This is a genomic window from Polaromonas sp. P1_G1, from assembly GCF_056405595.1.
The window spans coordinates 65,851-81,523 of record NZ_JBFUBU010000018.1; the positions used below are offsets into that span (position 1 = coordinate 65,851).

Genomic DNA, 15,673 nt, shown 5'->3' on the forward strand with positions numbered 1-15,673 from the left:
ATCAACGACGAAGACCCTGAGCTGCCATGGCAACAAAAAAAGACTATTACGACACACTGGGCGTCCCCAAGAACGCCAGTGACGAGGACATCAAAAAAGCGTATCGCAAGCTCGCGATGAAGCACCACCCCGACCGCAACCAGGGGGATGCGTCCAAGGTCGCCGAGGAAAAATTCAAGGAGGCCAAAGAGGCCTACGAGATGCTCTCCGACGAGAACAAGCGCGCCGCCTACGACCAGTACGGCCACGCGGGCGTGGACCCCAACATGCGCGGCGGTCCCGGCGCGGAGGGCTTCGGCGGTTTTGCCGAGGCCTTCGGCGACATCTTCGGCGACGTGTTCGGCGGCCAGCGCGGCGGCGGCCAGCAGCGCGGCGGCCGCCAGGTCTACCGCGGCGGCGACCTCAGCTACGCCATGGAGATCACGCTCGAGGAAGCGGCCCACGGCAAAGAGGCACAGATCCGCATCCCGAGCTGGGACGACTGCAACACCTGCCACGGCAGCGGCGCCAAGCCCGGCACCAAGGTGGTGACCTGCACCACCTGCCACGGCCACGGCGTGGTGCAGATGCGCCAGGGCTTTTTCAGCGTGCAGCAGACCTGCCCGCAGTGCAAGGGCACGGGCAAGCTGATTCCCGAACCCTGCGTGACCTGCCACGGCGTGGGCAAGACCAAGAACAACAAGACGCTGGAAGTCAAGATCCCCGCGGGCATCGACGACGGCATGCGCATACGCTCCACCGGAAACGGCGAGCCCGGCACCAACGGCGGCCCGCCCGGCGACCTCTACATCGAGATTCGCCTGAAGAAGCACGACATCTTCGAGCGCGACGGCGACGACCTGCACTGCGCCGTGCCCATCAGCTTCACCACGGCGGCGCTGGGCGGCGAGATCGAAGTGCCGACACTGGCCGGCAAGGCCGCCATCGACATCCCCGAAGGCACCCAGGCCGCCAAGCAGTTCCGCCTGCGCGGCAAGGGCATCAAGGGCGTGCGCTCCAGCTACCCCGGCGACCTGTACTGCCACATCACGGTGGAAACGCCGGTCAAGCTTACCGAGCACCAGCGCAAGCTGCTCAAGGAGCTTGACGAGTCGCTGAAAAAAGGCGGCGCCAAGCATTCGCCGAGCGAAGAAGGCTGGGCCGACAAACTGAAGAGTTTCTTCAGCGCCTGATCGTGCGCACCCTTGCGCCCCCCGGGACTGCCAGTCTCGACGGGCCGCGCAAGGGGCGGCGATTCCTGAGGATATCGCCGCCCAGCCCTGTTACGAAGGCCCGCAGGGCTTCACGCGGAGCCCGCCACCTCCGTATAGCCCTTGCGCAGCTTCTCCGCGACCAGCTTCTGCACCTCGCGCTCCGCGCGCGACTCGCTGTCGAAACATTTGATCTGCGTCTGGCCCCGGGTATCGATGCGGCCATAGCAGACCACAACGTCCATTTCCTTTCGGCCTATCGACCAGAACTTGCGCGAGCCGCCCTCCGTGTGCTCGAACCGCCGCATCACCGGCCCACCGGAGGGGACTGAAGGCAGCGGCGAGGCAGCCGGCGCCGGTTCGCCGGCAAGCGCCAGCGCCACGGCTGGCAAAGCCTGTCCCTCGGCCGCGTCCGCCGGCGCCGCCGTGAGCGGCTGAAGGTCCGCCTCCGAATGCGCGCTGGACGGCCCATCACGCAGCGCCCGCTGAATCTGCTCGATCACGGCTTCGGGTTGGTGGAACCAGTCCTTCGAGAGAACCTGCACGGTGTGCCAGTTGAACGAACCGAGAATCCGCGGCCGCGAGACATAACGCTCATGCACGTCGCCGCTGCCGTACTGCGCCTCGGTGTCGACGAGCACACCCAGGCGATAAAGCCCGCTCTCGCCGTCGCGCAGCGCCAGCTCGCAGCGAAACCGCGACTGCCCCACATGCGTGTCCACCACATGCCCGCGCTCACGCAAGGCCTGCGCGAGCTGCTCGATGACATCCTCCGGCTGGCGCCGCCCGCCGAGCGCGCTGCGTGTCGCCGGGTTCATCGCCTCGAGCACGCTCTGCGCGAGCTGCGCCTGCCCGTGCGACAAATGCTCCGCATACCGGAGAAACTGCTTGAGTGCCGCGGCGCCATCGTTGTAATCGTTGGTGATCGACTCGTGCCGGATCGACGTGACGACCGCCATGTGGTGCCGCGCCCGGCTGAAGATCACGTTCAGGCGCTTCTCGCCGCCGCGCTGGTTGATCGGGCCGAAGTTCATCAGCATCTTGCGCGCAGGTGCCGGGCCCGGTCCGTAGCAAATGCTCAGGATGATGATGTCGCGCTCGTCGCCCTGCACATTTTCGAGGTTTTTGACAAAGAGTCCGCAGAACTGGTCGTCTTCCTCGCGGACATACTCGGCTTCGAGCCGCGCGGCGAAATCCGCGTCGACGGCGGACAAGGCCTCGAGCGCCGACTCGATCTCGCTCTGTTGCGCCTCGGAGAAAGCCACGATCCCGATGCTCGGATGTCCCTCCCGCGTGAGCAGCTCGCGCGTCATGCGCGCGATGTAGCCGGCCTCGTCGAGGTTGGAGCGCTCGGCGTACACGGCATCGGGCAGATGGTGAAAGCTGACCGGACGCGAAAGCAGCGCGGCCGCGCCGGCTTGCGCCACGTCCGCTGACGAGGTGTCACGCACGACCACATCCGACTGGCCCGCGGCGGTGTAGGCCCGGTCGGGAATCGTGTACAGGTTGCCGCCGTAAAACGCCGCGTTCGAGAAACCGATCAGTGATTCCGAGCGGCTGCGGTAGTGCCAGGCAAGCAGCGTCGCGGGCAGGTTGCGCGCGCCCTGGTTGAGCAGGCTGTCCGCGTCGAGCACGACCGAGAGCCGCTCGCCTTCGTCCCCATCCACCGAAATGCTTTCATCCTGCTCGTCCCGGTTCGAGGAGAAGAAGCTCGTGGGCGGCAGTTGCATCTCGTCGCCGACGATGATCACCTGCGGCGCGCGGTACAGCGCCGGCACCGCCTCCTCCACCGGAATCTGGCTGGCCTCATCGAAAATCACGACGTCAAAATCCTTGCCCGACATGGGCAAGGTGTCGGACACCGACAGCGGACTCATGAGCCAGATCGGCTTCATGTCGCGCACGACACGGCCGGTGTCGCCGCTCGCCAGTTCGCGAATGGACTTGTATCGCATCGTCTTGCCGAACTCATGCTCCAGTTCGCGGCGGCCGGCGGAGTACGACTTCTTGAACTGCTTGCCGCCCTCGTCGAGCTGCGAAGCCGCAAGCATCGAGCGCCGCACGTTCTCGCGAAAACGCTGGCGCACAAGCGCCCGGGCCACGTCGGCGTTGAGCTCCAGCAACTGCTTTTCGCCGAGGCCTATGCGTTCCGCATGGCGGGCCAGCGCGGCGGCGTCGAAGCGCGGCAGCCAGCGCTCCTTGCGGTAAATCCGCTCAAGGCTTTCGCGCGCGATGACGTACTCGATGCCGGCGGGCGGCAACGCGACGAGGTGCAAGGCGGCGGCGAACGCCGGGTTGGCGTCGGTCAACTCGCGCAGCAGCGGCAAGACTTCGGGCAGGCTGTCGGCGCACTCGCGCAGGTCGCGCACCAGCTCGCCGAGTCCGTCGAGCGGCAGGGCGTCGATGTCGCGCAGGGATGAAGCCAGCACCGAGCCGAGCCCGTCGATCTTCGCCACCAGGTCCGTGAGGCCTTCGGGTGAGATCCGCGAGCCGGTGGCTGCCAGCGCCTGCGAGAAACCGCGCAGCGACGCATGCGCCTGCATGTCCGTGCGCAGCGCCTGCAATTCATCGGCGTAGGTGTCGGCCTCGGGCGTGCCATAGTGCCCGGCGAAGCGGGCGCGAGCGGCATCCAGTTGCTCTGCCGCCTCATGCTCCTGGGAGAGCTCAGTCAACAGCCGCGCGAATTTCGGCTTCACCGCATGCGCGCTGAAGTCGTAGTGCGCGTTCAGCACACCGCGCAAGCGCCACCACGACGGCGAGAGCCAGCGCAGCGCGGAAGCTTCCTGCGCGCTCGCCTGGGCCAGCGCCTGCGCCGTATCGGCCGATGTGAGTTTGCGCCGCCAATTGACTGTCAGCGCCTGCGCCTGAGCGAGTTTCCGGGCATGCCCATTGATGCCGGCGCGTTCGCTCTCGAAGGCCTTAGCCGCGTCGCTTTGAGCATCCAGCAAGCCATGAAACGCGCTGTCGCCGAGCGCCGTCAAGCGGCGCGAAAAATCCGCCAGCCGCTTCAACGCCGCCCACTCGAGGCTTTCCGCCTCGGGCCATAGCGAAGCCAGCGCATCGGCAATCGCGTCGATCATCGGCTCGGCCGTGTCGACGAAGCGCAACACCGTGCCCAAAGGCTGCTCCGCACGCACCAGCCCGTCGCTCAGGCGCGCGAACACATGGTCCGCCAGCGCGGATACGCCAAAAACCTCCTGCAGCACCTGGCCGATTCGCAACGCCAGCCCGGCATGGGCCTGCCACGCCGCGTAGTCCGGCAGCGCCTCGGCGGCCGCGGCGGGCAGTTCGGCCGCGTACGGCGCGAGCGCCACCAGGCGCCGCAGCAGCGCATGCGCCGAGAGGCTTGCCGGATCGCCGCCCGAGCGCATCGCGGCGTCGAAACGTTCGAGTGCCGACAGATCCTCCTGCACCAGCTCCGCGACCCGCGCGCGCTGCCGCATCAGCTCCTCGGAGACATCGGCATTGGCGAGCCACTGCTCGTAGGTCTGCTTGAGGTCGAGCACAAAGCCCTTTTTGTCCGTCTGCGAGTCGTGGATCATGCAGCACAGCTCGTCGAGCCGTTGCTGCCGCAGCCGGTGGAACACCACGTCGATGGCGGCGCGCTTCTCGCAGACAAACAGCACGCGCTTGCCGCGCCCCACCTGGTCGGCGATGAGGTTGGTGATGGTCTGCGATTTTCCGGTGCCCGGCGGGCCCTGGATGATGTAGCTCTCGCCCGAGCGGGCCAGCGCGACGGCGGCCATCTGCGTCGCATCGGCGGGCACCACCGTCCAGCGGTCGGGCAGCGGAATCGGCTCGACGGGCCGGTCTTCCAGGGCGCGCGGCTTGAGCGAGAACACGCGCTTGAATGCTTCGTTGGCGATGTCGCCTTCGACCAGTGCGTTGTAGTCGCGCACCAGCGACATCTTCCGGTAGTTGAAGTTGCCCAGCGTCACCGAGGTGAGGTCAAGGTCCCATTCATAGGGATTGCCGGTACGCTCGCGCAGCGCGAAGGTCGTCCGTTCGTCCTCCCCGGCGGCGGCCGGCGCCACGTTAGGGTGGCGCGGAACCGGCGCGGCGCCGAGCGCATCGCGCAGCGGCAACGCGGCGGGCCGCACGCGTTCGTGGAAAAGCTTGAGCCCGAGCGGGCGGAAGTCGTCCTCGGCATAGCTGTAGTCGGTATCCAGCGCGGACGGCGCCGCGGCACGCGCGGGCACGTTGCGGCGCCGGCGGCGGAATTGTTCGAGCCGCTGGCGCGCCCGCTGGTGGATCAGTTCAATCTCCGGCTTGTCGACCAGGTTGAGCCGCACCCCCGGCTCGCTGGCCGCGATGCTGGCCTGCAGCGAGCGATGAAACGCCGCGAGGGCCTCATCGGTCAAATCCACGGTTTCGGGCAGCTCTATCCCATAGACCAGGCGCAGCTGGTGGCGCAGCACCGGGTTGACCTCCGCGTCCGGTGCTTGGGCCTGCAGCACGTACTGGTCGCGCACACCCTTCTTGCGCGTCAGCTCGACCGGCAACAGCAGGAGCGGGGACATGATGCGCTCGTCCTTCGCCTCCTTGAGGTTGTGCCAGCGAAAGAAAGCGAGCACCAGCGAAAGCTGCGAAAGGCCGAATTCGGTGCGGTCCCGGCGGTCCTCCTGCATGATGCGGTCGAGCGCGCTCGGCAAGTAAGGCTGGTCCTCGAAGCGCAGCCAGTTGGCCAGCAACACCTTGTCGCCGCCGCCGACGGCCGCGGCGAACTTTCCGCCCCAGACGCAGAGTTGGTCGAGCCGGATATTTTTCATGTCGACCACGAGCGGCACACTCGCGACCGTGAGGTTCACCGAAGACTGCGTCGGCCGGAAATGCAGCAGGCGGTTGCGCCGCGAAAGGTCGAACAGGCGGTCACGCAGGTGCGCCTGCACGGCGCGCTGCTGGCGCGCCTCGCCGGTCTGGCCCGCGAGCACCCGCACGATCGCCAGGTCCTGCGGTTGCTCGCGATAGGTTTCCAGGCGGGTGATCAGCGAGGCCAGGTCCTTGGCGCGCCGCCGCCGGTCGAGCTCCGTCATCTCGACGATGATGCTTGCGACCACCGGGTGCAGCCGAGGCTGGAGCTCGAACAGGTTGTTCCGGTGGCGCGCGAACGAGCGCACATCGTCCTCGTCGGTGAAGTCGAGGTCGCAGGAAAGGCTCGCGAGCACCTGCCCGAGGCAGAAGATGTCGGTGACGGCGTCGTGATGGCCCACCACCTGCTCCCAGCAACGGTAGCCCGGCAGGTACACCGGCCGGGTCAACGCTTCAGCCGTCGGCGCATTGGCGACGAGGAGGTCCTCGGACGTGTAATCGACCGGGTCCTGCGTGACGCGGCTTTCCCCGACCACTTGCAGCACGGAGGACACCGGTGCCTGCAACTTCTCCACGGCGTCGCGATGTTCGCGAGCGGCATGGCCTTGCGGGTCGCGCAGGCCCAGCGTGCCGACTTCACTTACCGCCACGCTGCGCGGGTCGCCCAGGTCGGCTATTTTTTCGTCGGCATGGAGGCCGGCGACTTCCCGAAACAGGGGCAGCACGAGCGCGAGCACGTCCTCGGTCTGGAGTCCGCCACGCGAGGCGCCCGCCTCGAGCAACTGGATAAAGGGGAGGTCATCCGACATGGTTTTTTTCGGTCTTGTCCAGCAGGGCACGCGCGCCCTGCCTGAGTTTGTTGATTTGCCGCTTCGGCATCCTGAGATCCTTCAGCATGCGTGCCTGCAGCTGGTCGCCGACCTTCCAGGCGTCGCCCAGTTCGAGCACCCAGGCGAGCGCGACATCTTCCATCGCGCGGTCGCTGGTGGCGATGTCGATCAACAAGGCGCTGACATAGCCGGCGCACCCCGGGGCCGCGGCCAGCTCCTGCGCGAGGGAGTCGTCCGCTTTGTCGTCAGCCCCGAAGTCGGGAAAAAACCTGCGCGCATGGGCCAGGGTGGCTTCGGTTCGCATCCAGGCCGGCCGCAGCATCGCCGCGAGCGCGCGGCGCGTGAGCGATTCGAGTTGCAACTGGGCAACCCAATCGGCCTGGTCCAGGCTCAGCGGGCCACGAAGCGCGGCATCGAGCCAGGATTCGGCCTGCGCATCGCCGCCGGCCCAAAGACCCAGCGCATGGGCGCGCAGAAAGGATTCAGGGTGGCTGGCCTGCGAAGACGCGGCCGACTCCCTGGCGACCACCTCGGCCGCTTGCGCGAGATAGCTCGCGCCGCTCACCGTGCTGAGGCCCGTCGCCGACTTCACGAGCGCGGCAACGGCCGCTTCGACCGAACCGCTCGCGACCACCGCGCCGCGGTCGGCATAGGCTTCGGTGAAAAGGCGGAACAGGCGGTTGGTCTGCAGTTGCGCGGGCGTCGCACCGGGGTGGGCGGCGGTCGCCTCGAGGACGCGGTCCGCCGCGTGGTAGATGCCGCCGTCTTCGCTCCAGAGCTTGTAATGCGCCAGCTCGTGTCCCAGCACCGCCTCGACCTCAGAGCCCGTGAGACGGTCGAGCAGCGGCCCGGAGAACACCACATGCGCCTCGCCGACCAGAAAGTAGAGGCAGGCATTGATCTGGCCGTCACTGCCCTGGTAGAGCGTGATCGGCACCTCGAGCCCGAGCCGGGCCGCCGCCGCGGTGGCGGCCTGGTGCAAGTCGGGGTAGGTGGCGGCGTCGAGGCGATAGGCCTGCTTGAGCAATTCTTCGCGGACCGCCTGGGCATGCTCTTCGCGCGACCTGGCGGAACGGGCCCAGGCCCAGACTTCCGGCTCGTGCGCCTTGAGGTAGCCGACCACCGCCTCATGGTAGGGAAGAGGCACGAGTGCGCCAGCTCCCGGCGAGATATTGATTGAACTCTCTTGCTGCATCCCTGACCTCCGTGGCTATTATTGCAGCAGAAGGGCTTCTTCAGCGCCCGATCCCCTCCTCCTTCAGACGCCAAAATACCGACCTGTTTGGGCTTTTTTGCCCAGATGAAGCGAGGCCGGTGTTGTTTTGCGAACGTCGCCGAACACCTTGTCACATGGATGTCGTCATCGCGTGCCTACGATCAGCCTTTTAACTCAGGGAAGCACCCATGACCGTATCGACCCGCAAGGCCTTCAACTTCAAGCAAGGCGCCTTGCTCGCCCTCATCTGCAGCAGCGTGCTGCTGGCCGCCTGCACCTCCTCGGGCACGCCCTCGCAAGCCGGCCTCTCCACACTCGACGGCAAGGCGCCCCTGGTCATCGCCCACCGCGGCGCTTCCGGCTATGTGCCGGAAGAAACACTGGAAGCCTATGTGCGCGCCATCGAGCTCGGCGCCGACGTGATCGAGATGGACTTGATCGTCTCCAAGGACGGCGTGCTGATGACGCGCCACGACCCCAACCTGGCCTTCAGCACCGACGTGGCCAAACACCCTGAATTCGCCTCGCGCAAAAAAACCATCAAGGTCGACGGCGAGACACAGACCGGCTGGTTCAGCGATGACTTCACGCTGGCGGAAATCCGCACCCTGGGCGCCATCTCGACCGATGCCGAGCGCCCCCAGCAGTTCAACGGCCAGTACAAGGTACCGACCTTCCAGGAAGTCGTGGACCTGGCCAAGGCCCAGTCCATCAAGACCGGCCGCAGCATCGCGATCTACCCCGAGACCAAGAACCCGACCTACTTCCGCGAACGCGGCCTGCCGATGGAAGACAAACTGATCGCCATCATCAACGCCGCCGGCTGGAACAGCAAGACCGCGCCCATCTACGTGCAGTCCTTCGAACCCGGCAGCCTCAAGTACATGAAGAGCAAGGGCCTGAACACGCGCCTGATCCAGCTGATCGACGGCGACGGCATAGACCCCAAAACCGGCCGCGTCACCTTTGCGCTGCCCAGCGACCGCCCCTATGACTGGACCATCGCCGGCGACAAACGTTTCTTCGACGCCATGGTCACGCCCGCAGGCCTGGCCGAGATCAAGACCTATGCCGACGGCATAGGCCCGTGGAAGCGCTACATCATCAGCACCAAGGGCACCATAGGCACCGACGGCAAGCAGGTCGACATCAACCGCGACGGCAAGCTCAACGATGCGGACTCCAACTCCCAGCCCGCCACCAGCCTGGTGGCCGATGCGCACAAGGCCGGCCTCTTCGTCCACCCCTTCACTTTCCGCAACGAGTCGCGCCGCCTGGCCACCGACTACCAGGGCGACCCCAAGGCCGAGTACCTGGCTTTCTACCGCGCCGGCGTGGACGGTGTGTTCACCGACTTCACCGATACCGCCATTGCCGCGCGCACGCAGTACCTGAAAGAAGCCGGCCGCTAAAAGCCTGCCGCGCTTTCAAGCAGCGCCAGTCGCCTGCGCTCTTTTCGGGGAGCCAGGCGGCTTTTTCATTCGGGCCGGCGCCCCGGGGTTTTCTCAAAATGAAACATCTTCCGGGCCGCGGGCGAAGGGACTGGCTTATAGTGCCTTACGCAGCGCGCAACGCCCTTTCGCCCACCCCTAACGCAAGCACCCGCACCATGAAAACCAAAGCCGCCGTCGCCTGGAAATCAGGCCAGCCCCTGACCATTGAAACCGTGGACCTGCAAGGCCCGAAATTCGGGGAGGTGCTGGTCGAGATCAAGGCCACCGGCATCTGCCACACCGACTACTACACGCTCTCGGGCGCCGACCCCGAAGGCATCTTCCCGGCCATCCTGGGCCACGAAGGCGCAGGCATCGTGGTCGACGTCGGTCCCGGCGTGACGACGCTCAAGAAGGGCGATCACGTCATTCCGCTCTACACGCCCGAATGCCGGCAGTGCAAGTTCTGCCTGTCGCGCAAGACCAATTTATGCCAGCTGATACGCGGCACGCAAGGCAAGGGCCTGATGCCCGACGCCACCAGCCGCTTCAGCCTGGATGGCAAGCCCATCTTCCACTACATGGGCACCTCCACTTTTAGCAACTACACCGTCGCGCCTGAAATCTCACTTGCCAAGATCCGYGAAGACGCGCCSTTCGACAAGGTCTGCTACATCGGCTGCGGCGTGACCACCGGCATAGGCGCRGTGMTCTTCACCGCCAAGGTGGAAGCCGGCGCCAACGTCGTGGTGTTCGGCCTGGGCGGCATCGGCCTCAACGTCATCCAGGGCGCGAAGATGGTGGGCGCCGACAAGATCATCGGCGTCGACATCAACCCCGCGCGCCAGGAGATGGCACGCAAGTTCGGCATGACGCACTTCATCAACCCCAAGGAAACCGAGAACGTGGTCGACGCCATCGTGCAGCTGACCGACGGYGGTGCCGACTACAGCTTTGARTGCATMGGCAACACCAAGGTSATGCGCCAGGCGCTGGAATGCACGCACAAGGGCTGGGGCCGCAGCATCATCATCGGCGTGGCCGAAGCCGGCGCCGAGATCAGCACCCGGCCCTTCCAGCTCGTCACCGGCCGCAAATGGGAAGGCTCGGCCTTCGGCGGCGCGCGCGGCCGCACCGACGTGCCCAAGATCGTCGACTGGTACATGGAAGGCAAGATCAACATCGACGACCTGATCACGCACACCATGCCGCTGGAGGACATCAACAAGGGTTTCGATCTTATGAAAAGCGGAGAGTCCATCCGCGGTGTCGTCTTGTATTGAGCGGCATGGTGAGCACTCCTGAACTCCTCAGCGAACACGGCTGCTTCGGCGGCCTGCAGCGCTTTTACCGGCACGATTCGCGCGAGGTCGGCCTGCCCATGCGCTTTTCGGTCTACCTGCCGCCGCAGGCCACCGCCGGCAACAAGGTACCCGCGCTGGTCTACCTTGCCGGCCTGACCTGCAATGAAGAAACCTTCATGATCAAAGCCGGCGCGCAGCGCCTGGCAGCTGAGCTGGGCCTGGCCCTGATCGCACCCGACACCAGCCCGCGCGAGGCAGGCATTCCCGGCGAGGCCGACAGCTGGGACTTCGGCGTAGGCGCCGGCTTCTACCTCGATGCCACGCAAGCCCCGTGGACGCGGCACTACCGCATGGAAAGCTACATCACGGGCGAACTGCTGCCGCTGCTGGCGGGTGCATTGCCGATTGATGCAAGCCGCATCGGCATCTTCGGGCACTCGATGGGCGGCCATGGCGCGCTGACACTCGCGCTCAGGCATCCGGATCTTTTCAAGTCGGTCTCGGCCTTCGCGCCCATCTGCGCGCCCAGCCGGTGCCCCTGGGGACATAAAGCATTCACCGGCTACCTGGGAAGCGATGAGTCGCAATGGCTTGAGCACGACGCCACCGCCCTGATGGCCCTCATGCCCGCGGCGCCCTACCCTGGCGGCATACGCATAGACCAGGGCCTGGCCGACAAATTCCTCGCCGAACAGCTGCACCCCGAGCTGTTTGAGGCCGCATGCGCCAAGGCCGGCCAGCCGCTGGCGCTGCACCGCCATGCGGGCTACGACCACGGCTACTATTTCATCGAGAGCTTCATGGCCGAACACCTGCGCCACCATGCACGGCAGCTGGGCCTGGCCGCGGCAGTTTGAGGCCATAAGCCCGCCCTAAGGCACGGCAAATACAATGCAGCGCTATGCCGCTGCAACCCGCGCCCGACGCATCCACCTCTCCCCGTCCTTCCGACCAGCAGCTTCGCGGCATGCGGCCCCTGTGGCTGGTGGTGCTGGCCAGCCTCTGGATCGCCACGGTGTGCAATGTGGCGCTGTGGCGCGAGCTGGCTCGCCTGCCCGGCCTGAGCGCAGGCCAGGTCGCCGTCATCAGCGTTGCCCTGGTGCTGGTGATCGCGCTGGCCGCCGCCGCCCTGCTGAGCCTGCTGGCCTGGCGCTGGACGCTCAAGCCGGCCATCACCCTCTTCCTGCTGTCCGCGGCCTTTGGTGCCTACTTCATGATGGCCTACGGCGTGGTCATCGACAAGACCATGATGGTCAACACCTTGCAGACCGACGTGCGCGAGACCCGCGACCTGCTGAACTGGCGCCTGCTGGCCACGGTGCTGGTGCTGGCCGTGCTGCCGTTGGTGCTGCTGTGGCGGCAGAAGGTCAGGCGCGCCAGCGCCGCGCGCCAGCTGCTCGGCAACTTCGCCACGCTGGCCGGCGCCTCTGTGCTGCTGGTGCTGGTGGTCTTCCTGTTCTTCCAGAGCATCGCCTCGGTCATGCGCAACTACACCCATGTGCGCTACCTGATCAACCCGCTCAACTCTTTTTACGCGCTGGGCTCCATCGCGGCCAAACCCTTCCAGCGCGATGAATCCATCGTGCTGCCGCTGGGCGAAGACGCCAAACTGGGCGCCAGCTACACCGTGCAAAACAAGCCGCCGCTGCTGCTGCTGGTGCTGGGCGAGACGGCGCGCAGCGGCAACTTCTCGCTCAACGGCTACGGCCGGCCCACCAACCCGCTGCTCGCCAAAGAGAATGTCGCGAGCCAGCGCAACGCCTGGTCCTGCGGCACCAGCACGGCAGCCTCGGTGCCTTGCATGTTCTCCAACTTCGGGCGTGAGGCCTACGACGCGCGGCCCGCCAACTACGAGGGCCTGCTCGACGTGTTGCAGCGCGCCGGCCTGGCCGTGCTCTGGATAGACAACCAGTCGGGCTGCAAGGGCGTGTGCGACCGCGTGCCCAGCGTCAACACGGTGCAGCTCAAGGTGCCGGGCCTGTGCGACAGCGGCGAGTGTTTTGACGAAGTGATGCTGCACGGCATCAACGAGCGCATCGCCGCGCTGCCGGCCGAACGGCGTGCCAAAGGCGTGGTCGTGGTGATGCACCAGATGGGCGGCCACGGCCCGGCCTATTACAAGCGCTCGCCACAGGCCTCCAAAAAATTTCTGCCCGAGTGCACCGACAACGCACTGCAAAGCTGCAGCCGTGAAGGCCTGCTCAATGCCTACGACAACAGCATCGTCTACACCGACCAGCTGCTGGCCTCGTCCATCCAGTGGCTCAAGGCGCAGGAAGCGCACAGTGCGCCCGCCCTGCTCTACCTGGCGGACCATGGCGAATCACTGGGCGAGAACAACCTCTACCTGCACGGCATGCCCTACGGCATCGCGCCCGACGTGCAAAAGCGCGTGCCCTGGATCACCTGGCTGTCGCCCGGCTTCGAGCAGCGCGGGAAGCTGACAACAGCCTGCCTCAAGCAGCAGCTCGATGCGCCCGTGAGCCACGACAACTACTTCCACTCGGTGCTGGGCCTGATGAATGTGCAGACCGGCGTCTACAAGCCAGCGCTCGACATCTACGCGCACTGCGCCAAGCCCTGAGCCTTAGGAAGCCCGGCCGGGAGCACCCGGATGCGACGTAGGGCTTTTTTGGGGCGGCATGCACCAGCATGGCGAACAGATTTAATATTCAACCTGCATCTCAATAACAACTCTCTTATGCAAGGGCTGAATATGAATATCCGCAAGGCTCTGGCCTCCACGCTCCTTCTCACACTCGCTTTCAGCGCCGGCGCAGCCGACCTGCTGGACACCGTCAAGCAGCGCGGCACCCTCAAGGTGGCGCTCGAAGGCACCTATCCCCCGTTCAATTACAAGGAAGGCGGCCAGCTCGCCGGTTTTGAAGTGGAACTGGCCAATGCCCTGGCGCAAAAGCTGGGCGTGAAGGCCGAGTTCTCGACCAGTGAATGGAGCGCCATCCTGGCCGGCTTGCAAGCCGGTAAATACGACGTGGTGATCAACCAGGTCGGCATCACCGACAAGCGCAAGGAGACCTTTGATTTCTCCGAGCCCTATACCATCTCCGCCCCGCAGCTGATCATCCGCAAGGATGAAAAGCGAGAGTTCAAGTCGCTGGCCGACCTCAAGGGCAAGAAGCTGGGCCTGGGCCAGGGCACCAACTACGCCGACATCGCCAAAAAAGTCGGCGGCATCGACGTCAAGACCTATCCCGGCGCGCAAGAGTATCTGCAGGACCTGGCCCTGGGCCGCATAGATGCGGCACTCAACGACAGCCTGCTGATTCCCTACATCGTCAAGCAGACCAAGCTGCCGCTCAAGCCCGGCGCGCCTGTCGGCGAGCTCGAAAAATCCGGCATCCCCTTCGTCAAGAACAACCCAAAGTTCAAGGCCGCCCTCGACAAGGCGCTGGCCGACCTGCAGGCCGACGGCAGCTTCGCGAAGATCTCCACCAAGTGGTTTGACCGCGACGTGAGCAAACCGCCCGTGGCGAAGTAACATCGATCCAGCCGCGCGCCTCTTTCGGCAGGCGCCTGACACCCCGGCTCGCGAGCCGGGGTTTTTATTTGTGGAGACCCTTATGGACTTGTCCGGCTTGACCTCCCTGCTGCGCGATGCCTTGCCCTTGATGCTCAAAGGTGCGGCGTGGACGCTGTTGCTGGCGGTGGCGTCTGTTTTCTTCGGCGCCATTATCGGCACCATCGTGGCCGTCACGCGGCTGGCCAAGGTGCCCGGGCTTTCACAGTTCGCGACCCTGTACGTCAGCTGCATGCGCGGCACGCCGCTGCTGGTGCAGCTCTTCGTCATCTACTTCGGCTTGCCCAGCATAGGCATACAGTTCGACCCGATCAGCGCCGGCATCCTGGGCCTGAGCCTGAACGTGGGCGCCTACCTGTCGGAAACGATTCGCGGCGCGATCAACGGCGTGGAGCACGGCCAGTGGAACGCGGCCCGCAGCCTGGGCCTCACGCAGGCACAGACCCTGCGCTACGTGATAGGCCCGCAAGCCCTGAGGCTGGCCGTGCCCAGCCTGTCCAACAGCCTGATCAGCCTGATCAAGGACACCTCGCTGGTCTCGGTGATCGCCGTCGGCGAACTGATGCTGGCGACCAAGGAAGTGATCGCCACCACTTTCCAGCCCTTTCCGCTTTACCTGGCGGCTGCGGGGATTTATTGGGCCATGAGTGCGTCGTTTGAGACGCTGCAGAAGAAGCTTGAGATACGCTTGAACCGCAGCTATTTACGTTAGCGTGAGGGCCGGCGGCCGCGCGTTTATTCCCTCTCCCCGCTTTGTTCCCTCTCCCCCTGGGAGAGGGTCAGGGTGAGGGCCAGCGGCCTTAAGCAAGCCAGCGAAATATCCAGCGCCGTCAGCCCCCATCCCTGCCTTCCCCCAGAGGGGGAAGGAGCAAAACCAATTCAGTCGCCGCTGATCAAACCGTTTTTCATCGCCTGCTCCTGGTTCGCAAAAATCGCCATCGCAGTCAGCATGCGCCGAAAGCCCAGCTTGCGATAAAACGGCTCCTTGCCGGCCACCGCATAAAGGATGATCTTCTTGTGCCCCTTGGACAGGCCGACCAGCGCGGCCACAATGTCCTTGCCCAGGCCCACGCCCTGGTGGTCCGGATGCACCGCGATATCGCAGATGTAAGAGCAGTCCATACCGTCGGCCAGTGCGCGGCCGGCACCGATCAACTGACCGCCGTCATACACAAAACTTTTGAACAGGCTGTTGGAGAAAACAACCTTGAGGTCTGCCGGTTTCTTTTCGCCCAGGGGCGCGATGCGGTACAGATGCGACAAGGCATCCCAGTCCACATCGTCCGATGAATATCTCCATTCGAATGCCACGCTGAACTCCTTGGGAATCTATTTACGATCTAACGGCTTGCA

Annotated in this window: 10 protein-coding genes; 7 read left to right on the top strand and 3 right to left on the bottom strand. The window is 65.3% G+C overall.

Going from position 1 to position 15,673, the window contains the following annotated elements; genetic code table 11:
- Positions 1–26 precede the first annotated feature (26 nt).
- Entirely contained in the window at positions 27–1,172 is a 1,146-nt protein-coding gene (dnaJ, locus tag AC1D1Y_RS11210; protein WP_477654160.1) for a molecular chaperone DnaJ, read from the top strand.
- Positions 1,173–1,282: 110 nt separating this feature from the next.
- On the opposite strand, the gene AC1D1Y_RS11215 is transcribed toward dnaJ, so the two are convergent.
- Entirely contained in the window at positions 1,283–6,808 is a 5,526-nt protein-coding gene (locus AC1D1Y_RS11215; protein WP_477682412.1) for an AAA domain-containing protein, read from the bottom strand.
- Positions 6,798–7,976 carry a M48 family metalloprotease gene (locus AC1D1Y_RS11220; RefSeq protein WP_477682413.1) on the bottom strand — a complete coding sequence of 393 codons (1,179 nt, stop codon included), beginning with the start codon at positions 7,974–7,976 and terminating at the stop codon, positions 6,798–6,800. The genes AC1D1Y_RS11215 and AC1D1Y_RS11220 overlap by 11 nt, the downstream gene beginning before the upstream one ends.
- A gap of 257 nt (positions 7,977–8,233) precedes the next feature.
- Here AC1D1Y_RS11220 and AC1D1Y_RS11225 point away from each other — a divergent pair, with 257 nt between their 5' ends.
- From AC1D1Y_RS11225 to AC1D1Y_RS11250, 6 genes are all read left to right on the top strand, one after another.
- On the top strand, positions 8,234–9,457 hold the full coding sequence (locus tag AC1D1Y_RS11225) for a glycerophosphodiester phosphodiesterase (protein ID WP_477682414.1): 1,224 nt from the start codon (positions 8,234–8,236) through the stop codon (positions 9,455–9,457).
- Positions 9,458–9,654: 197 nt separating this feature from the next.
- Positions 9,655–10,761 carry an S-(hydroxymethyl)glutathione dehydrogenase/class III alcohol dehydrogenase gene (locus tag AC1D1Y_RS11230; protein WP_477682415.1) on the top strand — a complete coding sequence of 369 codons (1,107 nt, stop codon included), beginning with the start codon at positions 9,655–9,657 and terminating at the stop codon, positions 10,759–10,761.
- 5 nt (positions 10,762–10,766) lie between these two features.
- A complete protein-coding gene (fghA, locus tag AC1D1Y_RS11235) occupies positions 10,767–11,639 on the top strand; it encodes an S-formylglutathione hydrolase (RefSeq protein ID WP_477682416.1) in 873 nt (290 codons plus the stop codon).
- A 44-nt stretch (positions 11,640–11,683) separates the two neighbouring features.
- Positions 11,684–13,366: a phosphoethanolamine transferase gene (locus tag AC1D1Y_RS11240; RefSeq protein ID WP_477682417.1), complete on the top strand. Its 1,683-nt coding sequence runs from the start codon at positions 11,684–11,686 to the stop codon at positions 13,364–13,366.
- A 132-nt stretch (positions 13,367–13,498) separates the two neighbouring features.
- Positions 13,499–14,281 carry a transporter substrate-binding domain-containing protein gene (locus AC1D1Y_RS11245; RefSeq protein WP_477682418.1) on the top strand — a complete coding sequence of 261 codons (783 nt, stop codon included), beginning with the start codon at positions 13,499–13,501 and terminating at the stop codon, positions 14,279–14,281.
- Between the two features lie 82 nt (positions 14,282–14,363).
- Positions 14,364–15,032, top strand: a complete 669-nt coding sequence (locus AC1D1Y_RS11250) for an amino acid ABC transporter permease (RefSeq protein WP_477682419.1) — start codon at positions 14,364–14,366, stop codon at positions 15,030–15,032.
- A 167-nt stretch (positions 15,033–15,199) separates the two neighbouring features.
- Here the strand turns inward: AC1D1Y_RS11250 and AC1D1Y_RS11255 are convergent, their stop codons facing one another.
- Positions 15,200–15,631, bottom strand: coding sequence for a GNAT family N-acetyltransferase (locus AC1D1Y_RS11255; RefSeq protein WP_477682420.1), 432 nt, complete (start codon positions 15,629–15,631; stop codon positions 15,200–15,202).
- Positions 15,632–15,673 lie beyond the last annotated feature (42 nt).

Bases quoted from the DNA above. Each gene is read 5' to 3' on its own strand.
- dnaJ (WP_477654160.1), top strand. From the start codon at position 27: ATGGCAACAAAAAAAGACTATTACGACACACTGGGCGTCCCCAAGAAC.
- AC1D1Y_RS11215 (WP_477682412.1), bottom strand. From the start codon at position 6,808: ATGTCGGATGACCTCCCCTTTATCCAGTTGCTCGAGGCGGGCGCCTCG.
- AC1D1Y_RS11225 (WP_477682414.1), top strand. From the start codon at position 8,234: ATGACCGTATCGACCCGCAAGGCCTTCAACTTCAAGCAAGGCGCCTTG.
- fghA (WP_477682416.1), top strand. From the start codon at position 10,767: ATGGTGAGCACTCCTGAACTCCTCAGCGAACACGGCTGCTTCGGCGGC.
- AC1D1Y_RS11240 (WP_477682417.1), top strand. From the start codon at position 11,684: ATGCCGCTGCAACCCGCGCCCGACGCATCCACCTCTCCCCGTCCTTCC.
- AC1D1Y_RS11245 (WP_477682418.1), top strand. From the start codon at position 13,499: ATGAATATCCGCAAGGCTCTGGCCTCCACGCTCCTTCTCACACTCGCT.
- AC1D1Y_RS11250 (WP_477682419.1), top strand. From the start codon at position 14,364: ATGGACTTGTCCGGCTTGACCTCCCTGCTGCGCGATGCCTTGCCCTTG.